Origin of the sequence: Halomonas litopenaei (genome assembly GCF_017303055.1) — a bacterium.
In the GTDB taxonomy this organism is placed as follows: Bacteria; Pseudomonadota; Gammaproteobacteria; order Pseudomonadales; family Halomonadaceae; genus Halomonas; species Halomonas litopenaei_A.
In genome coordinates this window covers 19,565-41,674 of the sequence record NZ_JAEKJT010000005.1, presented here as the reverse complement: position 1 = coordinate 41,674, position 22,110 = coordinate 19,565, and the positions used below count along the sequence as shown (strand labels likewise).

The 22,110-nt window shown below is 63.1% G+C and carries 17 protein-coding genes; 3 read left to right on the top strand and 14 right to left on the bottom strand.

Annotated features, from left to right (window positions below; all coding sequences use genetic code 11):
* Positions 1 to 18: 18 nt before the first annotated feature.
* The 14 genes from JF545_RS10310 to JF545_RS10245 form a co-directional block, all read right to left on the bottom strand.
* Positions 19 to 1,758, bottom strand: a complete 1,740-nt coding sequence (locus JF545_RS10310) for a methyl-accepting chemotaxis protein (RefSeq protein ID WP_347401325.1) — start codon at positions 1,756 to 1,758, stop codon at positions 19 to 21.
* 65 nt (positions 1,759 to 1,823) lie between these two features.
* Positions 1,824 to 2,327, bottom strand: coding sequence for a chemotaxis protein CheW (gene cheW, locus JF545_RS10305; protein ID WP_206941909.1), 504 nt, complete (start codon positions 2,325 to 2,327; stop codon positions 1,824 to 1,826).
* Complete coding sequence (cheA, locus tag JF545_RS10300; protein WP_206941908.1) at positions 2,324 to 4,483, bottom strand: chemotaxis protein CheA; 2,160 nt, start codon at positions 4,481 to 4,483, stop codon at positions 2,324 to 2,326. Before cheA ends, cheW begins: the two co-directional genes overlap by 4 nt.
* A gap of 17 nt (positions 4,484 to 4,500) precedes the next feature.
* A complete protein-coding gene (gene motB, locus JF545_RS10295; protein WP_206941907.1) occupies positions 4,501 to 5,472 on the bottom strand; it encodes a flagellar motor protein MotB in 972 nt (323 codons plus the stop codon).
* Positions 5,469 to 6,341, bottom strand: coding sequence for a flagellar motor stator protein MotA (motA, locus tag JF545_RS10290; RefSeq protein ID WP_206941906.1), 873 nt, complete (start codon positions 6,339 to 6,341; stop codon positions 5,469 to 5,471). Before motA ends, motB begins: the two co-directional genes overlap by 4 nt.
* Positions 6,342 to 6,626: 285 nt before the next feature.
* Positions 6,627 to 7,205 carry a flagellar transcriptional regulator FlhC gene (gene flhC / locus JF545_RS10285; RefSeq protein WP_206941904.1) on the bottom strand — a complete coding sequence of 193 codons (579 nt, stop codon included), beginning with the start codon at positions 7,203 to 7,205 and terminating at the stop codon, positions 6,627 to 6,629.
* A gap of 2 nt (positions 7,206 to 7,207) precedes the next feature.
* Positions 7,208 to 7,528 carry a flagellar transcriptional regulator FlhD gene (locus JF545_RS10280; RefSeq protein ID WP_206941902.1) on the bottom strand — a complete coding sequence of 107 codons (321 nt, stop codon included), beginning with the start codon at positions 7,526 to 7,528 and terminating at the stop codon, positions 7,208 to 7,210.
* A 293-nt stretch (positions 7,529 to 7,821) separates the two neighbouring features.
* Positions 7,822 to 8,106, bottom strand: a complete 285-nt coding sequence (locus tag JF545_RS10275) for an EscU/YscU/HrcU family type III secretion system export apparatus switch protein (protein WP_206941899.1) — start codon at positions 8,104 to 8,106, stop codon at positions 7,822 to 7,824.
* On the bottom strand, positions 8,096 to 9,355 hold the full coding sequence (locus JF545_RS20140; protein ID WP_206941897.1) for a flagellar hook-length control protein FliK: 1,260 nt from the start codon (positions 9,353 to 9,355) through the stop codon (positions 8,096 to 8,098). Before JF545_RS20140 ends, JF545_RS10275 begins: the two co-directional genes overlap by 11 nt.
* Entirely contained in the window at positions 9,352 to 9,750 is a 399-nt protein-coding gene (gene fliT / locus JF545_RS10265; protein ID WP_242520793.1) for a flagellar protein FliT, read from the bottom strand. The genes JF545_RS20140 and fliT overlap by 4 nt, the downstream gene beginning before the upstream one ends.
* A gap of 16 nt (positions 9,751 to 9,766) precedes the next feature.
* Positions 9,767 to 10,183 (bottom strand): flagellar export chaperone FliS, encoded by a 417-nt coding sequence (gene fliS / locus JF545_RS10260; protein WP_206941896.1) that lies wholly within the window; start codon positions 10,181 to 10,183, stop codon positions 9,767 to 9,769.
* A 53-nt stretch (positions 10,184 to 10,236) separates the two neighbouring features.
* On the bottom strand, positions 10,237 to 11,640 hold the full coding sequence (gene fliD, locus JF545_RS10255) for a flagellar filament capping protein FliD (protein WP_206941894.1): 1,404 nt from the start codon (positions 11,638 to 11,640) through the stop codon (positions 10,237 to 10,239).
* Between the two features lie 126 nt (positions 11,641 to 11,766).
* Complete coding sequence (locus JF545_RS10250; RefSeq protein ID WP_206941893.1) at positions 11,767 to 13,518, bottom strand: HD domain-containing phosphohydrolase; 1,752 nt, start codon at positions 13,516 to 13,518, stop codon at positions 11,767 to 11,769.
* A 104-nt stretch (positions 13,519 to 13,622) separates the two neighbouring features.
* Positions 13,623 to 17,609, bottom strand: a complete 3,987-nt coding sequence (locus JF545_RS10245; protein ID WP_206941891.1) for a bifunctional diguanylate cyclase/phosphodiesterase — start codon at positions 17,607 to 17,609, stop codon at positions 13,623 to 13,625.
* 614 nt (positions 17,610 to 18,223) lie between these two features.
* On the opposite strand from JF545_RS10245, the gene JF545_RS10240 reads away from it, so the two are divergent.
* The 3 genes from JF545_RS10240 to JF545_RS10230 all read left to right on the top strand — a co-directional run bounded on the left by JF545_RS10240 (position 18,224) and on the right by JF545_RS10230 (position 22,079).
* On the top strand, positions 18,224 to 19,600 hold the full coding sequence (locus JF545_RS10240) for a FliC/FljB family flagellin (protein WP_206941889.1): 1,377 nt from the start codon (positions 18,224 to 18,226) through the stop codon (positions 19,598 to 19,600).
* Positions 19,601 to 19,701: 101 nt separating this feature from the next.
* Entirely contained in the window at positions 19,702 to 19,902 is a 201-nt protein-coding gene (locus tag JF545_RS10235; protein WP_206941887.1) for a hypothetical protein, read from the top strand.
* A 401-nt stretch (positions 19,903 to 20,303) separates the two neighbouring features.
* Positions 20,304 to 22,079, top strand: a complete 1,776-nt coding sequence (locus tag JF545_RS10230) for an EAL domain-containing protein (RefSeq protein ID WP_206941885.1) — start codon at positions 20,304 to 20,306, stop codon at positions 22,077 to 22,079.
* Positions 22,080 to 22,110: the final 31 nt, after the last annotated feature.

The following is a 22,110-nucleotide window of genomic DNA, read 5'->3' as shown; positions in this document are numbered from 1 at the left end:
GCGGTTCTGGTCAGGGCGTCAGAATGACTCCCACTCCTCTTCACTCGCATTGCCGTCTGCGCGGCTGGTGGTACTGCTGGCGTGTTCGTTGCGCTGTTGCGAGTGACGGCTGGCGTCGGCATCGCGCTGACTCGAGCGCAGCGCCGGCATCCAGCGGGTGAGGTCGTCCTGGCGCTGGCGCTCACCGCTTTCGACAAGCTGGAAGCGGCTCATGGTGGCGGTCAGGCGGCTGGCCTCGGCCTCAAGCTGATTGGAGGCCGATGCTGCCTGCTGCACCAGCTGGGCGTTCTGCTGGGTGACCTGTTCCATCTGGGTGATGGCGTCGTTGACCTGGCCGATGCCGTGGCTCTGTTCGGTGGTGGCAGAGGCGATTTCGTCCATGATGTCGCTGACCCGCGTCACCGCCTTCACCAGCTCGCGCATGACCCCGCCGGCTTCATCGACAAGCTCGGAGCCGGAGCCGACCTGGCTCAAGGAGGCGTCGATCAGCTCGCGAATTTCGCGGGCCGCCTCGGAGGAGCGGCTGGCCAGCTTGCGCACTTCCTCGGCGACCACGGCGAAGCCGCGGCCATGTTCACCGGCACGGGCGGCTTCCACCGACGCATTCAGCGCCAGGATGTTGGTCTGGAAGGCGATGGCATCGATGGTGCCGACGATGTCCGCTACCCGGTGGGAGCCAGAGCGGATGTCATGCATGGTGGTGACGACCGATTCCATCACGTCGCCGCCACGGCCAGCGGCACTGCTGGCCTCATTGGCCAGCTGGCTGGCCTGGCGTGCGTTGTCGGCGTTCTGGCTGACCGTGGAGGACAGCTCTTCCATGCTCGAGGCGGTTTCTTCCAGGGCTGCCGCCTGCTGCTCGGTGCGCGCGGACAGGTCGTTGTTGCCGCTGGCGATATGCTGGGCGCCACGGTAGATCAGGTCGCCGCTGTCGCGCACGGCACCGACGGTACTGGCGAGTCCGGCCTGCATCTTGGCCAGGGAGGCGTAAAGACGGCCGATCTCGTTGTTGCCGCGCTGAGGAATCTGCTGGTCGAGGCGTCCTCCCTCCACGGCTTCGAAGTAGCCAACCAGCCTGCCCAACGGACGAATGACGTTGATGGTCACTCCCCACAGCACGCCAGCGATGGTCAGGGCAGCGATCACAAGTACCGCAATGATGGCCCATTGCAGTAGGCTCATGCGCTCGAGAAAGGTGTCGTACAGGGCATGACCGTTGTGCTCGGCCGTTACGAAGAAGTCGACCGCCGCGGTATAGAAGGCTGTGCTCAGGCCGATCAGGTTCTCGCGACCCTGGGTGAAGGCATCGGTATTGCCCGCAGCCAGCGCGGCCTGCTGCGGGGCCAGACCGTCATCGACCAGAGCATGAAAGCTGGCTTCGACAGCAGCGATCCGCTCCGCTTGTTCGGGCCGTGCCGGCAAGGCCATGAACTCGTCAAAGGTCTGTTTGAGCTGGACCAGCTGGGCGTCCAGCGCGGCGGCGGCGGCGGTCAGGGGTTCCCGCTCCTCAGGCCAGACGGCGTCGAGCAGTCCGGCTTGGATGTCGCGCAGCTCCACCTGTACGAAAAGCTGCTGGGAATTGACCCGATTGAGCGTCGACTGCTGATCGACATTGACTTCATTGAGTCGCTGGATCGAATTCTCACTAAGCGAGGTGATGTACAGGCCAAGGCCGCTGAGCACCAGTACCAGCAGCGCGAAGGTGCCGAGTACCAGGGTCCAGCTCAGTCTTACCGTCATGTCGTTGAGTCGCTTCACGTGCCATTCCTATTGGGGCGTCTTTTCTTGTCAGCCGTGGGGCGTTGGAGTCGTCAGGGGCGTGTTCAGGCGCTGGCGCCGGCGTGCTCGACCAGGGCCATTTCATCGCTGGTCAGCAGCTTGTCGATGTCCACCAGTACCAGCATGCGGTCATCGAGGCTGCCCAGACCGCTCAGGTAGTCCGACGACAGGGTCACGCCGAATTCCGGCGCTGGCTTGATCTGGTCCGGCGCCAGGGTCATGACGTCGGAGACCGCATCGACCACGATGCCGACCACCCGTGTGCCCACGTTGACCACGATGACCACGGTCTGGCCGCCGTACTCCACGCGTTCCAGGTGGAACTTGATGCGCAGGTCGACAATCGGAACGATCACGCCACGCAGGTTGGTGACACCCTTGATGAAGGCCGGAGCGTTGGCGATGCGGGTGACGTTCTCGTAGCCACGAATCTCCTGAACCTTGAGGATGTCGATGGCGTATTCCTCGTCACCGAGGGAAAACACCAGAAATTCACGATGGCTCAGGTCGGTGGCGGCCTGTGCCGCCAGATCGGTGTGCTGGTTCATGCTGAAAGGTCCTCCGTCAGGGAGTGAGAGGCGGTCTGGCTAGCGAGGTCGCGGGGCTTGCGCTGGCGCTTCTCCCGATGCAGCCGGTGCAGATCGGCGATATCGAGGATCAGCGCCACGCTGCCATCACCGAGGATGGTGGCGGCAGAGACACCGGGGACTCGCCGGTAGTTGGTCTCGAGATTCTTCACCACGACCTGCTGCTGGCCGATCAGGTCGTCCACCAGCAGGGCATAGCGGCGGCCCTCGCCCTGGACGATGACCGCGATGGTCTCGGTGATCTCGGTTCGGGCATTGGCGACATCCAGCGCTTCGTGTACCGCCACCACCGGCAGGTATTCGTCGCGAACCTGCAGCACCTGGTCATCGCCGGCCATGGAATAGAGGTGCTCCCTGGACGGCTGCAGCGACTCCAGCACCGCCGACAGGGGCAGGATGAAGGTTTCGTCGCCGACCCTGATCGACATGCCGTCGAGGATGGCCAGGGTCAGCGGCAGCACGATGCGGGTGGTGGTGCCCTGGCCCTGGCGCGACAGAATTTCCACGTGACCGCCCATGGCCTGGATGTTGCGTTTGACCACGTCCATGCCGACCCCGCGGCCAGACACGTCGCTGACCTGGGCGGCGGTCGAGAAGCCCGGTGCGAAGATCAGCTGCCAGACCTCATCGTCGCTCATGCTGTCGGACACGCTGAGGCCGCTGTCTCTGGCCTTGGCCAGGATGCGTTCACGGTCGAGTCCGGCACCGTCGTCGATCACCTCGATCAGAATGTTGCCGCCCTGGTGCTGAGCCGACAGGGTCAGGCGTCCGGTGGCGGGCTTGCCGGCGGCCAGGCGGGTCTGGGGAGACTCGATACCGTGATCCAGGCTGTTGCGAACCAGGTGCGTCAGCGGGTCGATGATGCGTTCGGTCAGGCTCTTGTCGAGCTCAGTGGACTCGCCTTCGGTGGTCAGCTCCACTTCCTTGTCGAGCTTGCCGGCCAGGTCCCGAACCAGTCTGGGGTAGCGGCTGAAGACATAGTCCATGGGCACCATGCGCACCGACATCACGGCTTCCTGCAGGTCCCGGGCATTGCGCTGCAGCAGGTTCATCCCGTTGAGCAGGCGCGGATCGGCGGCGCCGTCCAGCTCGCTGACCGTCTGATCGAGCATGGACTGGGTGATGATCAGCTCACCGACCAGGTTGATGATCTGGTCGACCTTGTCCACCGACACCCTGATGGAGCTGTTTTCCTTGGCCGGTTTCGCGCTGGTCTTGCGCTCGGTACCAGCCGCCCCCTTGGCAGGGGGCGTAGAGGCAGAGGGCGTAGAGGCAGAGGGCGTCGAGGCAGGCTGTGATGTGGACGCAGAGTCGGTGGAAGCAGAGCCCTGTGAAGAAGCGCCCGGTGAAGAAGCCTCCGGCTCGCTGCCTGTTGCCTGCGCGTGCACGTCAGCGGCCGCGTTGGATGAGGCTGCGGTGCTTATCGCTACCTGCTCTGGCTCGGCGATAAAGCACATCACCGCCTCGATATCTTCGGCGCTGACGCTGGTGGACAACACCACTTCGTAGCGCTCGGCATCGCCGCGCTGTTCCACCACCTCGCCCAGCTGGGCCAGCTCTTCCACCAGCAGTTCCCGGTCCTTGTCGCCGACGCCGATCAGCGCGACTAGCAGTTGGTCTCCTGCGCTCGGGAGGGTGGGCGCGTCCTCGGCCGGGGCGGCCTCAGGCTCTGGAGGCGTGGCGGGCGTTGGCGCTGGTGCTGCCTCATGGCCGCCATCCAGAGACTGGCCGATCTCTTCCAGGGCCAGCGTCTTCAGGGTCTGGCAGATGCGCTCGTAGGCCTCTTGATCCGGCGCCTGTTCGTTGCGATAGGCGTCCAGCTGGTCGTTGAGCATGTCCTTGGTTTCCAGAAAGATATCGACGATGTCGGGGCGCAGGCGCAGCTCCCCCCGGCGGGTATGGTCGAGCAGGTTCTCGAAGAGGTGTGTGGTGCGTTGCAACACGTCGAAGCCGAACGTGCCGGCGCCGCCCTTGATGGAGTGGGCGGCACGAAAGATGGCGTTGAGCTGCTCGGTGTCCGGCGCCGCCGGGTCAAGCTCCAGCAGATGGCGCTCCATGTCTGCCAACAGTTCTTCGGCTTCCTCGAAGAAGGTGTCGTAGAAATCGGTGATATCCATGCGTGTGTCACCCGGGGTCAGTGGGGCTCGTCGGACGGCGCTGTCGTGGCATTGGCCAGGGCGCCCTGGAAGCGCGCTTCGATGTTCTCGAGGGGGCCTGCCATCAGTGCCCTGTTGTCATTGCTGGTGGGGGGCGTGGAGCGCGGATCCAGCGTGCCGGGATGACGGATCAGCTCGGCCACACTGGGAAACAGCACCACCAGCTCGATGCGGCGGTTTATCGGGTCGTCGGCCTGGGTGTCGGGCATGACGACCTGGTCGGCCAGACCGGCCACGCGCAGCAGCTTGCCACTGTCGAGGCCGCCGCCGATCAGCTCGCGGCGCGACGCATTGGCGCGGTCCGAGGACAGCTCCCAGTTGCTGTAGCTACCGTTGCTGTTGAGGTAGGCCAGGCTATCGGTGTGGCCGCTGATGCTGAGGTCGTTGGGCAGGTCATTGAGCAGGGGAGCCATGGTACGCAACAGGTCCCGCAGGTAGGGCGCCACCCGATCGCTTCCCAGCGCGAACATCGGACGCTGCTCATCGTCCAGGAGCTGAATACGCAGGCCTTCCTGGGTCATGTCAAAACGCAGTTGATCGCGCAGGCCACGCAGCTTGGGGTCCTGCTGGATGGCCAGCTCGATACGCTGCTGCAGGTTGCGAAAGGCCCGGCGCTGTTGCTCGCTGGGCCGGGTCTGGCGCTTCAGGTCGATGCGCATGCGCTCGCCCTGCTGGCTGGTCACGTCGGGGCCGCCTCCAGGAATGACCTGGGGGCTCATGGCGACGCTGTCACCGTTGGTCATCGACGCCAGCAGCGGCATGCTGAAATAGTCGGCGACCCCCTCGCGGGTCTCGCGGCTGGAGGATGACAGGATCCACATCACTAGAAACAGCGCCATCAGTGCGGTCATGAAGTCGGCCAGGGCGATCTTCCAACTGCCACCATGGTGACGATGCACCACTTTCTTGCGGCGGATGATGATGGGGCGACGCTGGTCGGCGCTGCTCATGCCGCCCCCGCGCCAGCCTTGGCGTCACGCACGTGATCTTCCAGCTCCTTGAAGCTGGGGCGCTCGCTGGTGTGCAACGCCTTGCGGCCGAATTCCACCGCCAGCTGCGGCGGGTAGCCATGCAGGCTGGCCAGCATGGTGACACGCAGGCATTGCAGCATCTTCACCGACTCGCCTGTCTGGCGCTCGATGCGGCTGGCCAGTGGGCTGATAAAGCCATATCCCAGCAGAATCCCGAGGAAGGTGCCGACCAGAGCGTGGGCAATCATCACGCCCATCTCGGAAGGGTCGGCGGCGGAAGCGCTGAGCGCCTTCACCACGCCCATGACCGCGGCCACGATCCCGAAGGCCGGCATGGCGTCGCCGACCTTGGCGATGGCATCGGCGGGGATATGCGCTTCCTGTTCGAACATCTCGATCTCATGGAGCATCAGTTCGTCGATCTCCATGGGATCCATGCTGCCGGCGACCATCAGGCGCAGGTAGTCGGTCAGAAAGTTCATGATCATGGGGTCGGCGAGCACCTTGGGATACTCGCTGAACAGTGCGCTCTCGGCGGGGTTGTCGATATCCCGCTCGATTCCGAGCATGCCGTCGCGCCGGACCTTGGCCAGAATCCGGTAGAGCAGCGCCATCAGCTCCATGTACATAGCCTTGTCATAACGCTTGGAGCGTTTCAGGCGCGGGAAGATGCGGAAGGTCGCCTTGAGCGCCTTGCCGTGGTTGGAGGCGATGAAGGCACCGAGACCGGCGCCACCGATCATCAGCAGTTCGGTCGGCTGGAACAGCGGGCCCAGGCTGCCGCCGGAGAGCACGAAGCCTCCGAACACCGACAGCAGCACGACCGCGAATCCGATGGGTATCAGCACGACGACTATCCTTTGCTGGGACGTGGAAGACGTTCTGCTGGTGTTATCGGCCTGATCACGCAGGACTTGAGCGTGAAATCAGCGTTCATGGAAAAAAAGTGCCTGTTCGCGGCGGGTCGGAGTTTGCACCGGCTCCATCGTGGTCGCGAAGAGCGCCAAGCTATTCCAACGGCGGTGCTGGGCTGGGCGGCGAGGATCGGGCCGCTGAGGTGAGCTGAATCGGAGCGAGAGAGGCAGGAACCACCACGCCGGGGCTTGCTGCGAAGCCCTCGGCGCGGGGCTGGATCAGGCTTGGTGCTTGACCGGTCGGGCGATCGGCTCGGCGCTGACGCCGTCCTGTGTCAGCGCCTGGCGACGGCGGGTCTTGCCGGCACGGGAAGGGGGTTGGCAGATGCCGCACACATAGTCATGGCTGGGGGAGTGGGCATGGGCCACGAAATGTCCCTGGCACCGGGTGCAGGTGTTCAGCTGCAGCAGGTCGCTTTCGAAGAAGCGGATCAGGGTCCAGGCGCGGGTCAGGCCCAGCACCGGCTCGGCGGCGTCGATATCGACCTGCTCGGTATACAGCCGGTAAGCCTTGACGAAAGCCTCCATGCGCTCGCAGTCCTGCTCCAGCAGACGCTGGTAGTAGGCATAGAACAGCGAGGAATGGATGTTGGGCAGCCAGGTGATGAACCAGTCCGTGGAGAAAGGCAGCATGCCCTTGGGCGGAGACATGCCGCGAACTTCCTTGAACAGGCGAATCAGGCGCGCCCGGCTCAGGTCGGTTTCCGTCTCGAGTACTTGAAGACGAGCGCCCAGCTCGATCAAATCGATCGCGAGCTGAACCTGGTGCATCTCCTCGACCAGACTCTTGGTGCTCATGGTCATGCCCCTCCGGCGCGAGCCGAGTTGCAGGCCATCAGCAGGGAAGAATGAAGATGGGCAAGTCCCTGCTCCCGCGGGTTGTCCACGACTTGGCGCAGCTGGTCGGTGGAACCGATGCCAAGCTGGCACAGCAGCTGGTTGGTGCGGGACAGGCGGGTCAATTGGCGTGCGTTGAAGCTCTCGAGAAGATCCGCCTGTTCCTCACTGATGTTCAGGCGTAGCCTGGCAGTGGTGCGGTCTTCGGCCAGCAAGCGCTGCGCCAGCAAGAGATAGGCAAGATTCAATTCCTGAATCTCGTCGATCAGTGAGTGACTGCTCATAGGTTCCCTGCCTTGATCGTTTTCTTTTTTGCTGATCATCGCCAGCTTTAGATAAAACTGTTACACCCCTGGGGATGCGGACGAAGAGTATCGCCACTGTGTGACGTTTACGTGTTCGTCTTCACTCCTTCGTCGGGGGTATTGTCGATCAGTAACAGTGTGGCGCAAGGCAAGAGTGCCGCCAACGCATCAACGCTGGTTGGCTGATATGTATCAAGAAAAATGAATGTTCATAGAAAACCGACGCTTACGACGCCATAAAAAGCCAAGTAAACTTAGCGTCGTACATTTATTTACCTTTTTGTTTCATTGCTTACATCATTCAGCTCGCCAATCCATACCAGCAGCTCGGCAATGACCTGGTAAAGCGCAGGCGGGATCTTTTCATCCAGATTCAACTGCATCAGCAGACCCACCAGGGCGGGTTCGTCGTGGACGTGAATGCCCTGCTGGCGCGCCTGGTCGATGATCCGGGCAGCAATGTCCCCATAGCCCTTGGCGATCACCCTGGGCGCACTGTCTCCCTCGCCGTAAGCCAGGGCAACGGCCTGGCGCCGTGAAGGCGTGTCATCCGTCATTGTCGGCGCCTCGCTGGATGGTCATGCTCACCTCGCCAACGCCATGGCCGCTCAGGCGTTGGATCAGAGTCGCGCGGCCCTGTTCCAGCTGCTGCCTGAGGGGTTCGCTGGCGGTAGCAAGAATCAGTTTGAGGTGCTGTGGTCCGACCACGGCAGTGACGCTGAGCATGCCGTGGTCGGGCAATGTGAGCTGGATGTCCGTGCGCCAGGCACCCTCGTCGCCAGGCTCCTCACCGCGTTGCTGGCCCCCTTCGCGCCGATCGGGTTCGCGTTGAGGCGGATGGATGGCCAGGGCCATGAACAGGCCGCTCCAGACATCGCCTTCCCAGCGCAGGACGGGGGCGGCGAGCAGCTCTAGCTGATGGCGCACCAGCGGCGCCAGGCTCTCGTGAACGCCGGTCGGCTGCGCGGGCTCCTGGCGTCCCGAGGACCGCTCGCCCGCTTCGACCAGGACATCGCCCCGAGGATGGGCCACCGGTGCCAGGCTGGGCAGGAAGCCGGCGGGTTGGGTGGTTCGCCAGGGCGCCAGTAGTGTCGATGGGCTCGAAGGCGCCGCGCTGGGATCGCTGAGGGGGCGGAAGATCAGGGGGCGCCACATCTGTGGCTCCCGAGCGAGTTGGGCGCGATCCAGCTCGCCACCCAGCCAGCGTCCCAGATGGGATTCGTAGAACAGGCCACTGTCACGCACGCTGGAGCCAAGGCGCTCGGCCAACTGGGCCACCGCTGGGGTCGAAGGGCCAGCCACAGGCGCACTAGCAACAGGCGCACTCGCAGGCGGTCGGCTAGCAAGGGAGGCTGCGGCGGCAGAGCTGGCCGCGGTTGCTGCCGGCGGAGGTGGCGAGCTTGCGGCTGGTGACAGCGTTGCGGGGGATGGCTGGGCAGCCGCTGCAGGCCCTGGTGGTGTTGCCAGCAGCGGACGTGACGGCGACAGCGCCGAAGGCGGTGCTGGAAATCGCGCCAGCAGCTCAGCGATACGTGCTCCCGGAGCGCTGAGCTGGGTGATGGTCGAGGCGGGTCGGTCAGCGCTTGGTGCAGTGTCCCCGCCGGCTGAAGCAGGCGCCGAGGTGGTGACACTGCTGTGAGCGGTACGTCGAGCGTCCAGCCGCGAGTCGCTGTGCACGGCGCCTGGCCCGCGACCGGGGTCGATCGGCTTGACCGGGGCGTTGGGGTCCTTGGCGGGAGGCACATCGACACGCTTGCCCAGCACCTGGTGGAGTAGGGTGTCGATCAGCGGAGTGATGCCGCTCACGGCGTCTCACGACGGAAGCGAGCGCCGGCGTTCACCACGCGACCGCCGGTGTAGGCACGGTGCAGATCCTGTTGGTTACGAGAGACGTTGAGCAGCTCGCCCAGCTCGTCCCGCCGTTCGACCAGACATTCACGCACTACCAGGTCATTGTGCAGGATGGCCTCGAGCAGCTCACCCAGACGCTGGCGCTGGGTATCGCTCATGCCGTCTGCGGGCAAGGGGCCCTGAAGCGCCGTGACCTGGGTCACGTAGTCCGTTTCCAGGCGCACCAGACCGTCCCAGTCATGCTCGCTGGCCATGGCCAGCATCTGCTCGGTCAGCGCCAGCAGCGCTTCGTAGCGAGTCAGCAGCAGGGTCGCGGTGTCGGTACTGTGGTACTCGGCAAGCGGGGGCATGGAGAACCTCGGGCGCTCAGGGGTGATTAGGGGTGCCGATCTCGCGCCAGGCCGAGGCGACTTCCTCGATCAGGCGTTCGGCTTCGTCGAGGCCAGCGACATCGTTGCGCAGGTTGGCATCGAGCAGACGGCGGGCGATGTAGTCATAGAGGCTATCCAGCTGGATCGCCACCTCCCCACCCTTGTCGCCATCCAGCACAGCACGCAGGCCGCTGTTGATGATGTCGAGAGCCTTGGAAATGGCGGCGCCCTTGGCCGCGATGTTGCCGTCTTCCAGGTGTAGCCTGGCGGCGCGAATCGAGGCCTGAGCGCCGTCGAACAGCATCACGATCAATTGATGCGGACTGGCCGACATCACGCCGCTTTCTACTCCCATGCGCGCATAGGCGCCGGCGCCGCGGCCGCGGCCGTAAGTGGCCTGTGCCTGGTTCATCTCACTCTTCCTCTTGTCGTGGGGCTGACGACATCATCGTTGTGGACTCAACGTCATTGATTTAACTGAGCATTGAGGGCATCGAACTGCTGGGTCAGATAGCTGCTGGTCTGGTTCATGCTGGCGATCATGCTGTCCAGCTGGCCGAACTGAGTGCGGTAGCGACTGACGGTGGCATCGATGCTTTTCTCGGTGCGTTCGTACTGGCGCTCGAGGCTCTCCATGCGGGTCTCGAGGCCGCTGGTGGCATTGTCGAGCAGGCCACCGTCATCCAGGATGGCGGCCAGGGTGTCATCGAGACTGTCGGCCAGGCCGACACCGTCCTCACCACCGGTGAAGAAGCTGGCAAGATCGTTGCGCTGGGTGGTGATGACCTCGTTCAGGCGGTCTTCATCCAGCTCCAGGGTGCCGTCCAGCTGCAGGGTGATGCCGATATCGGTCAGGCTGCGGAATTCGCCCTGGGCGACGCCGCCCGTCAGGGTGCTGCGTAGCCGCGACTCGATGCTGCGCAGGGTGGCATCGCCCAGCAGCTCGCCGGAGGCGCCAGTCTCGGCATCGAAGCTGGTCAGGGTGCCCATGGTGCCCTTGAGCTCGTTGTAGCTCTTGACGAACCCGCTGACCGCCTCGCGCAGGGCCAGGTTGTTGTATTCGACCTTGACGGTGGTGTCGCCGGTCTCGGTCAACGACAGCTCGACCCCTTCGATGGCGTCCTTGACCGTGTTGGAGGCACTGGTGATGGCGATCCCGTTGACGCTGAGCTCGGCGTTGGCGCCGGCGACGGACTGGTGCATGCCAGCGCCGGTGTCGTCGGGGTCGGGGGTGGCGATATCGAAGGCCAGCTTGGTATCCAGATCGCTGGTGACCCCGGCATCAGGGGTGAAGCTCATGGCGCTGATGGAGGCGTCCACGCCGGTCTTGCTGGTGGACAGTACCAGGCGATACGGATTGTCGGCGTCGCCGGTATCGATGATCGAGGCGCTGACGCCGGCCTCGGCGTCATTGATGGCATCGCGCAGGCCTTCCAGGGTGCTGTCTTCCTGGCTGAGGGTAATGCTGATGTCTTCGCCACCCACGGTCAGTGACAGGGTGCCGGCGCCAAGCTCGCTATCCTTGGTCGCGAAACCGTCACTGGCCAGGCTCTGGGCTCGGGCCAGCTGGGTCACCGATACGTCGTAGCGTCCGGGGCTTGCGGCCTGGCTGGCGCTGGCAGTGATGCCTTCACCGGAGACATTGCTCGACAGGCTCTGGTAGAGCGCCGGGTCTCCCAGCTTGTCGACCGCTTCCTTGAAGCTCTCTAGCGATCCTTCCAGGGTGCCGTAGGCGGAAATCTTGGCCTCATAGCTCTGCTGCTGGGCCACGATGGGTTCCAGCTGCTTGCGTTCCGCCGCCTCGAGCTGGTCGAGCAGCCCATTGAGGTCGAGGCCGGAGCCTATGCCGAGCGATGAAATCGAGGCCATGTCGTGATTCCTGTGTAGTGTGACCAGTGTGACAGAACGCCAGAGGGCCCGTGGCTCGAACAGGCGTCCTTGTGCTTGGTATATCGTCTTATCGGCGGTGTGATTGGCAACTTGAGCCAGCCTGCATCACGCGCCGATGATCACTTCTCCCTGAATGGCGCCGAGCGCCGCCAGGGCCTCGCCCTCGACCCGGGTCCCGTCGAGCGGGGCGCGCGGCACCTGGCTGGGGGGCTTGCCCGTCGTACGTTGCACGCAGGCCGGTCGGCCCTGGTCGTCCAGGGCCAGAATCCAGCCCAGGGAGTCATCGCTGAAGCGCACCAGGGCGCCGATCGGGTACAGGCCGAAGCGCTGGATGAAGCGCTTGACCCAGACGCTGTCGAACTTTTCAGGATGATCGAGCAGGTAGCGGTAGATCGCGGCGATACGCCAGGGCGGTCGATCCGGACGCTGGGCGCGCATGGCATCGATGGCGTCGACCACCGCGCTGGCCCGGGCCAGTTCCCGCAGATCGGCATCCTGAATGCCCAGGGGGTATCCGCTGCCGTCGAGGCGTTCATTGATCTGACAGGCCACGGCTTCGAACACCGAGGCGTTGATCCAGGCGCAGTGACTGAGTCGCTCTTTCAACCAGCCCACGTGCTGGATCAGTCGGCTGCGTTCGGCGTCACCAAAGGTCGGCGTCAGCCGCAGGGGGGCCGGCAGCAGTACCTTGCCCAGGTCATGGATCATGGCGCTGGCGGTGATGGACTTGCGCAGCTCCGCTGGCAGGCTGTCGGCCAGCAGGTCAACCAGCAGGATGGCCACCGACAGTCCATGGCGCACCGGCCAGGACTCCCGGGTCAGGAAGCGCAGCGCAAATATCAGGCCGTTGCGGTCTTCATCGTAGAGCGCCAGTAGCTGATCGGTCTGGCGAGACAGGCGCGGGCCATGGATGCAGCCTCCTTGGGCAAGCTCCAGGGCCTGGGCATGCAGGTAGCCGGCGATGCGCGACAGGCGGCGAGTCATGTCGGTGGGATAGGTTTCTGCCTCGCGCCGGCCAAGGCGAGGCCCGCGCCGCCCCTGGCTGGGCTGGAACAGCGCTGAAGGCGGTCGCCGTGAATCGACCCCCTCGGCGATACGCGCGGACTCTCGCTCTATTTCTCTCACCAGCTGCCACAGGGTGCGCTCCTGGTGGGCGCGTACAGCGGTGAAGTGAAAGCCCGCCTCGACCAGCCGACGCTCCGGATCGAAGCGGTGATGCTGGACGCAGGCCTTGAGCGTCAGCCGCGAGCCGTCAGGAAAGCCCAGCTCCAGGGGTATGGCAGCGCCGCCGTTGCCCAGCAGTGCCGCGGCGGTGTGGGGCAGATCGAGGCGACAGCCATCGATGGACAGGTCGATCAGATCACCGGAAAAGCGCTGTCCGTCACTATCGTGCAGGATCGCTTCGGCGGCCATGCCCAGGCGCAGCCTGGCCCGGAAACTGCGCCGGCGCTGCAGTCGTTCCAGCGTTTCCGGATAGGGACAGCGCCACAGCTGGCGCGGTGGCACTCCGCTGCCCCGTGGGCGAGCGGCCTCCGCGGCCTGGGCCGTTTCACTGAGCACTGTGACGACCTCGCCCTGACTGGCTTCGAGGACTGAGGTGCGGGTGATCATGCCTTCGCAGTAGCCCATCAGCCGGAAGGGCTGACCTTGCTTGAGACGCCTGCCCAGATCGCCGGCGGCGGTAATATCCAGGGTGATCGACTCGCCGGGCAGCAGCTCCACCAGAACCACTGGCGCCGGAGTTCCCGCACTGTTCTCCCACACCAGTCCGGCGCCTTGTGGCCCACTCAGACAGTCCAGCAGTTGGGCCACTTCCTGGGGGTGACGGATGGTTTCGAATTCTTGTTGGTCTGCCACCTGCGGGGCTCCTCGACGACGCTTGTTCACTCGTGCACAGGTTATCGGCGGGGAGCGGTGGATCTTTAGCCTGCACATGACGCTCGCGAGGGGGCGAGACCGTATCAGCCGGGCAAGGACTGGCGCTTGCGTGAGCGGGCCATGACCTCTCCCTGGGTGGCCAGCGGGTGCTCGCCCAGGAACTGTTCAAGCTGGTCAAAGGGCATGGGGCGTGCCAGGTGAAAGCCCTGGAAGGCATCGCAGTGATGCTGGTTAAGAAACTGCCACTGTGCCTCGTGTTCGATGCCCTCTGCCACCACCATCAAGCCCAGGTGATGGGCCATGGCGATGATGCCTTGAAGGATGGCGCCATCCTCGTGGTTGTCAGGCAGGCCTTTGACGAAGGTGCGGTCGATCTTCACGGTGCTGACCGGCAGATGCTTGAGATAGCCAAGGCTCGAGAAGCCGGTGCCAAAGTCGTCGATGGCGACTTCCACCCCCATGTCCCGCAGTGACTGGAGGGTCTCGATGGCACTGTTGGTGTCATGCATCAGGATGCCCTCGGTCAGTTCCAGGACCAGCTGCTGGGCGTCGATGCCGGTGCGATTGAGCGTGTCGCGCACGGTCTCGAGGAAGTTGGCCCGTCGGAACTGCAGGGGCGACAGGTTGATCGCCACCGCCAGGCCGCGTAGCCCTGACTCATTGAGCAGTTGCAGGTCGCTGCAGGCCCGGGTCAGGACCCAGTGGTTGATGGCGATGACCTGTCCGGTCTCCTCGGCCAGCGCAATGAAGTCCTGGGGCGGCACCTGACCGCGCACCGGATGCTCCCAGCGCAGCAGCGCCTCGACGCCGATGATCGCCCTGTGGCTGTCGAATACCGGCTGGTAGTGCAGGCGCAGCTGGTCGTTGTCGATGGCGGCCTGCAGGTCGTGACGCATGGCCACCCGCTCCGACATGCCCCAGTGGATGTCCTGGCTGAAATGCTGCAAGGCATTGCGGCCCTGGTGCTTGGCCCGATACATGGCCATGTCGGATTGTTGCAGCAGTTGCATGGGCTCCAGAGTCGAGTCGTCGGAGACCGCGATGCCGATGCTGGCGGTGATGTGCAGTTCGTGCTCGCCGACCCGGTAGGCCCGTGCCACCGTGGGCAGCAGGCGTTCGGCCAGGCTGACCGCTTGTTCCGGCTGTTCCAGGTCCGGCAGCAGCACCACGAACTCGTCACCGCCAAAGCGTGCCACCGTGTCACCGGGACGCAGCGCGTCGGTCAGGCGCTGGGCCACCTGCACCAGCACCTTGTCACCTACGTCGTGGCCAAGGCTGTCGTTGATCGGCTTGAATTCGTCGAGGTCGATGAACAGTACGCCAAGGTGATGGTGCTGACGCTTGGCCAGGGCAAAGTCGTGACGCAGGCGATCCTCGAACAGCGCGCGATTGGCAAGCCCGGTGAGCGCGTCATGGCTGGCGTGGTAGGCCAGGCTTTCCTCGTAGGCCTTGTGCTCGGAAATATCGTGCTGCACCCCGACAAAGTGCGTGATGTCGCCGTCGGCATCCGTCACCGGAGAAATGTACAAGTCGTTCCAGAAGGCTTCACCATTCTTGCGGTAGTTGCGCAGGGTGGCGCGCACCTCACTGCGATTGGCCAGCTGCCGACGGATGCGCTCCACCACCTGGGGGTCGCTTTCCCCCCCTTGTAGAAAACGGCAGTTGCGGCCCAGCACTTCATCTTCGGGATAGCCGGTCATCCGCATGAATGCCGGATTGGCGTAGATGATGGGGAAGTCCGGCAGGCGCGCATCGGCAATCACGATGCCGTTGATGCTGGCCTCGACGCTGCGCTGCAGGATACGCAGCTGGGTTTCCTGGGTGTGGCGCTCGGTGACGTCCTTGGCAATGCCGAAGGTGCCGCGAATGTCCCCTTCGATCATGATCGGCAGGTTGGTGATATCCATCACCCGCTTGCCCAGCGGGGTGGTGATGTTCAGGGTGTAGTGAGTGACTTCTCCCTTGAGGGTCTTGCGCACCGCCTCTCTGACCCAGCCGCGGTCCCGGTCCTTGACGAACATGTCGTAGTGACGGCCGAGGATATCGTCCAGCGGCACGCCGGTGAGGGTCGAGCAGGTGGTGTTGGCGGCGATGAAGATGCCTTCGTGATCCAGCGAGTAGATGGCATCCGGGTTGTAGGTGAACAGCGAGCGGTAGCGCTGCTCACTCTGGATCAGAGCCTGGCGGTCCTGGTCGCGCTCCACCGCCAGGGCGATCAGCTCCAGGCAGCGCTCGATCCGGCGACTGTGTGTCTCTTCCAGGGTGGCCGGCGAGTGAAAGAACAGGCTGACCACCCCCAGCAGGCGGTCGTCGCTGGCGGTTACCGCGAAGGCCCAGCAGGCTTTCAGTTCGCTGTCCAGGAGGCGTGGATGAATGCCGGCGCAGGTCGGATCGTGGCTGATGTCTTCGCTGACGCGGGTGGCCTTGTCCCTGGCGGCGATGGCCCAGGTACCAAAGGTGTCGCCGATGGGCGTGCGCTCCAGCAGGGGGGCAAGGTCGGCGGGTAGACCACGGCCGGCGACCAGGCTCAAGGTCTCGTTACCTTCGTCGACCGTCAGGACGGTGGCGATGGCATCCGGCAGCTGGCCTTCGACCAGTCGGCAGCAGGCTTCCAGGGTTTCCGCCAGCGGCGCCTCGCGGGCGATCATCGACTGAATGCCCTGATAGCTTTCCAGTTGGTCCTGGGTGGCGACCAGGCTATGGGTCTGCCATAGCAGGGTGCGCATCAACGACAGCGTCAGGGCCAGGCTGTAGGACATCACGAGCCCGATCAGGGTGATCAGCGCCGGCAGGCTACCGGCCAGCCACCAAGGGCTGGCCGGGCCGGGCAGGGCGCGCATGCTCAGGGTACGCCCATCCAGTGACAGGGAGAGTTCAGCCAGCCGCGGAATGGTGGGGTCCTTGACCTCGATGCTGTCCTGACCGAAGCCGCACCACCAGTCGCCATCGACATCCTGCATGGCCAGGATGGTGGTGTCGTCAGCCACAGCAGGTGCCAGGGTCCCGGGAAGGTCGATGCAGGCAATCAGCCTGAGCTGCCCATCGGCCAGAGTTCTGACCATGCGTGCCGGTGCCGACAAGGGGTTGTCGGGAAGCTCCAGTTCAAGGCTTCCGCCAGCAGGCAGGTTCAGCGGAGTGCTGGCATGGCAGATGGCGGGCTGGGCGCGCCGGGAGCGTTGCCACAGGCGCTCGTCGCCGCGATACAGGGACAGGCTTTCCAGGCTTTGCACATCGCGCAGGTAGAAGGTGATCATCCCGGCCAGGGTTTCCACGTCGCTGCTCTGGTCGCCGATTCGATTGGCCAGACGATCGAGCCAGCGACGATGCAGCGCCATCTGGTCGTGGCCACGCTGTTCGATGCTGGTCAGGGTGTGTTCGGCTTCCAGCTTGACGTGGCTCTGGCGCACATGATTCAGCGATAGCCAGGCCAGGCTGCTGAGCAGCACGCCAGCGCAGGCCACCGCGACGCTGGCCCGTTGCAGGTGCAGTGGTCGTGTGGGCGGACGTGAGGCCAACACCAGCGACGCCGGGCCAGCCAGCAGGTAGAGCAGACAGACCGCCATCGGTGAGGTGCTGCGAGTCACCTGCCAGATCTGGGGAGCTTGCCCGGGAATCAAAAGCCAGACCGTGAACAGCAGGCCGATCAGCAGCAGCAGGGTGCCGGACAGGCGCCACCAGAAGCGCCCGTGACGGTGTTCCACGCCAACGATCAAGGCGACGCAGCCCGGCAGCATCGAGATGCCGGCCCAGCTGGTCATGCGCGGTCCTCCCGTCAGCAGCGAGAAGACGTCCATGGGGCCGCTAGCGACCAGGTCGTGGACGATGGCGTACAGCGCCAGCAGCAGCGTCAAGGCACCACAGAGCATGCGCCCCTTGGCGTAACCCAGCACTTGCAGCAGCACACCGCCACCGCCTGCCAGGCTGGCCAACGCGACATCCGGCACCAGCAATGGCTGGCCCCCCGGCTGAATCAGCCAGGCAGCGAGGCCTGCCGCTCCCACCATCAACATCCCGCAGGAGGCCATCAGCAGCCAGGTGTCTTCTGCTACATCACGAAGTCTGAACGGCATCCTACCTTCGACCTCCCTCGCGCCGGTGATGCATGGCGCTCGCGTTTCCTTGGTACTGTGCTGCTTTGATACCACGCTTCCAGCATGGCAGGTGCCAGCGTTGATAGATGCCTGTGGCAGCGTCTTGCCGCCGCCATCGAAGGCAACTTCGGATCGCGGCACACGACACGCGATGTCACCACGTGCCGCGTGGTGGCATATCACCCCTCAACATACCTGAATGCCCCTGATTCGCTAACCTGTATCGACGATATAAGGCAACGGTTGCGGCCGATCTGATCAGGAAAGGTGGACAAGAGTCCAGTATTGATCGCGCAAGAACAACCGCATCGCGCATGCCTCAGCGATTGGGCATAGGGAGGTAGGGGAGAAAAAGGAGAAAGGTGGGGGAGAAGAAAGGGAGAGGACACCATGATGCATCTGTCAGGCCCGCCGGTGTGGCGCGAGCGCTCCCCATGGAAGGCCATCGGCCGCCCCAGCGAGAAATTTTTTTGCTGTCAGCCTAAAGCTTCCGGCCAAGCCACCGATAAAAGAGGGTAACGGCCAACGGCGCCGTTGCGGCAGGCCAAGACGGTCCGCCAATGGAGCCCAACACTTTAAGGAAGGATGACACCATGTCCGTGATCAATACCAATATCACTTCCATGATCGGTCAGCAGAACCTGAACGCGTCCAAGAGCGCCCTGACCACCTCCATGGAGCGCCTGTCCTCCGGCCTGCGTATCAACAGCGCCAAGGACGACGCCGCCGGCCAGGCCATCGCCAACCGCATGAGCGCGCAGATCACTGGTCTGTCCCAGTCGCAGCGAAATGCCAACGATGGTATCTCTATCGCGCAGACCGCCGAAGGTGCTTTGAACCAAGTCAACGATAACCTTCAGCGTATCCGTGAACTGTCTGTTCAGGCCCAAAACGGTACCAACTCTGTAGAAGATAAAGAATCTATTCAGGCTGAAATTTCCCAGCGTCTTGCTGAGATTGATCGTGTGTCTGAAGAAACCAATTTCAACGGGGTGAAAGTCCTCTCAGAAACTATCGCCCCTATTTCTATTCAAGTTGGCGCTAATGATGGTGAGTCTATTAGTGTTAACTTGGAGACCATAAATAGTAGCACGCTCAACCTAAGCAGTTTCGATGTTACACAAACATTAGAAGAAGTGTCTGCTGGCGATGCAAAGTTCTTTTCTGGTGCTGTTTCATTTACTAAAGCAGATATGCAAAACGCTGCGAATACAGGGGCAGCTCTTTCCAATACTGAAATAGATCCTGCTGCAACAGGAACTTTGACAATCACCGATGAAATGGGCACAGACTTTACTGAAGCTGATTTCGAAATCCGTAAGTATGATGACAAGCTTTATGCAGTCGGCACCGCAAACGGTGCTGATGGTAAAGTTTTTGAAGTTTCTTCTACGGATGTTGTTTCGAACAACCTTACTGTCACTATCGGTGATGAAGTAACAGGCGAACTCGCATCCTCTGCTGGTGAAAAAGGTACAGAATTTTCCTTCGACACTAGTAGCGGTGGCGATGCTAATGATAAGATGTCTCTCGTCACATCAGATGGTGGCAGTACTTATCACGTTCGCTCTGAAGATGCCAATGGTAATGTTGCATACTACTCAGCTACAGTTGCGAAGTCTGATGCAAATGGTGTTGTACAGGTAACTATTTCAGACAATACCGATGACTCGGCTGCTCTTGAAGCTACTAAAACACTTGATCCACTGAAACAGTTGGATGATGCACTTAGTAAAGTGGATAGCCTGCGCTCTGATCTTGGTGCTATTCAAAACCGCTTCGACTCTGCAATTACGAATCTGAGCACTACTGAAACTAACCTGTCTGCCGCTCGTTCAAGGATTGAAGATGCGGATTATGCCACAGAAGTTGCCAATATGACCCGCGCCCAGATTCTGCAACAGGCTGGCACTTCCGTTCTGGCTCAGGCCAACCAAGTGCCGCAGGGCGTGCTGTCTCTGCTGGGTTAATCTGAAGCCCTTGTGTCAGACCTTGGGGAAGGCTCTCTTCCCCTTGGTTCGCACCGAACCGGCTCCCATCGTGGGGTCGGTTTCTTGCTTCTGGAGGTTGCATGACGGTGGATGACCACCAGCGGGTGATCGATGAGCTTCAATCTGTCATCAATGATACCCAGCACACCCTTGATCGTTTCGAGGCTGCCTGCATGGAGGATGAATTGCCGGAGGACTATGACAGGCTGCTGGCCATCCTTGATAATGCCGTGACCCAGCAGAAGGCACATACGCTGGCGATGTTGTCCAGTGTGACCTGACGTTGCCGTTGAGCTGCTTCATGCTCCAATGTATGACGACTCGACACTACCCGTCTCCTGACCTGCCCCTTTGTTAGAGGCTCACGGAGGGAAGGCGCCGGCAAGTCATAATGCCTGGTGCCAGCCGTTGCCAGACATGGCACTCTGAGGATCATGATCTTGGGCCTAATCCAGTAGGCGCATGCATCGATAGGGCGTCACGTCCTTCTTCATGCACAGCTTGCAAGTGTGATCTCACCGCTTCTCCTCCACGGTGTCTCGTTTTGCCGAATAATCGTGCAAAAACTGCCCGTCCGAAGACTAAAGAGTGCACTTTGCCAGCCGATAATGACTATATTAGGTAATGCGCACCGCTTACCTTTTTCTGGGCAGGGCACATGGCTAAGGATCGACGAGGAAACATGGGCCCAAGGTCGCTGTCGCAGGCAGCTGCCAGCGGCACTGTGACGCGCCACCCTTCGGTGGTGGCGGGGCTGGTATTGGACCGGGCGCCGGTCGGTATGGCACTGATTGATGCCAACGACAGACTGGTGTGGGTCAACACGGCCCTGACGGTGCTGGCATGCCCCACCGGCGGAGAGCTGATCGGGCGTAATCTCAACGAGTTGTTTCGCCCCTTCGTCAACCTGCTGGGAGAGCGTGGCAGCTATCACACCCTGTCACCCGGTGAAGAATGGCAGCAGGCCTGGCTGCTGGTAGATGACAGCGCCAATGCTCGCCTGGGCCTGATGTCCTGTGTTTCCTTCGATCGCGACGCGGGCGAGGCGGACTCGCCGTCAGAACCGCTCATGTGGCTGGTCACCTTTATCGACCTCAACGCTGACGCCGAGTCGGTGCTCGAGCGCCGCCATGCGGATATCGGCAGCGTGGCCAGCGCCTGGATCTTCGAAGACCGTCTGTCCCACGCCTTCGAACGTGCCGACCGGCTGGGCCAGCGCCTTGGGGTCATGCTGGTCGAGCTGCATGGTATTTCACGTTTGATGGTGGAGCATGGCGCCGAGGTGGCGTCACGTGTGTCACGCCGCGCAGGCCGTCGCCTGGTCAACACCCTGCGACGCGAAGACAGTGTGGTGCAGCTCGACCGGGAGCGCTGGGGCATCCTGCTGGAACATCCGATGTCCCCCGAGACCCTCCAGGTGATCGCCGATCGCTGCCTGGAGGCGCTGGAGCCCCCGTTTACCCTGTCCGGCTACTCGCCTGCGCTGATCGAGCCGCGCATCGGTATTGCGCTATGCCCCGAGGATGGGGAAGAGGCGGGCGAGCTGCTGGCCCATGCGGAAAAGGCGCTGGAAGAGGCGCCGCTGGGTAGCTTTGCCTTCTATGACGGCAGCCTTCAGCAGTTGATGGAAATCCAGCAGTGCTTCCGTCAGGAGCTGCAGGAAGCGCTGATGTTTCCCGATCAGCAGCTGTACCTGGTGTTTCAACCCCAGTTCGATCTGTCCTCGCGACATTGCTGCGGGCTCGAGGCGCTAGTGCGCTGGCGCCATCCCCGCCGCGGGGATATCGCCCCGGAGGAGTTTCTGGGGCTGGCGGCGGAGATGCAGCTGATCGATCGGCTGGACCGCTGGGTGTTGAAGGAGGTCGTGGCCCAGCGCCGGCGTTGGCGCGAAGCGGGGCTGGCGCTGGGGGACTGGGATGTGGCGGTCAACATTCATCCCTGCCTGCTCGATCAGGTCAGCTTTGATGGCCGAGCGCTGGATCTGTATCTCCGTCAGCTGTGCAGTGCAGACAGTGGTGGCGACGAGCGTCTTGACTGGCTGAGCCTGGAGGTCGATGGCACCGGTCTGTTTGAGGTGGGCTACCGCCAGTCACACCTGCTGCGGCGGCTGGTGGCTCTGGGCGTTCGACTGGGGGTGGACCGGCTGGGCCAGTCCCCGGTGGACCTGTTCGGTATGGCCTCGCTGCCGGTCTCCCTCGGTAAATTGGGGCCCGATACCCTGCGCGCGCTGGCCGAACCCTCATCGAGTGCACGCCAGAGCGTCGCGGCGCTGATTCGCTGCTTCGAGACCCTGGAGTTCACCGCGGTGGCCGTCGGGGTAGAAACCGCCAGCCAGCTCGAGACGGTGCGATCGCTGGGGCTGATGCGGGCTCAGGGGCATTTGCTGGGGGCGCCGCTGGAAGCTCACGCCTTGCTGGCCTGGGTGGCGGCGGGAGCGAGGCCGGCGGCACCGCTGTAGTCATACGGCCACTGCCCGGCTGTCGGTGCTG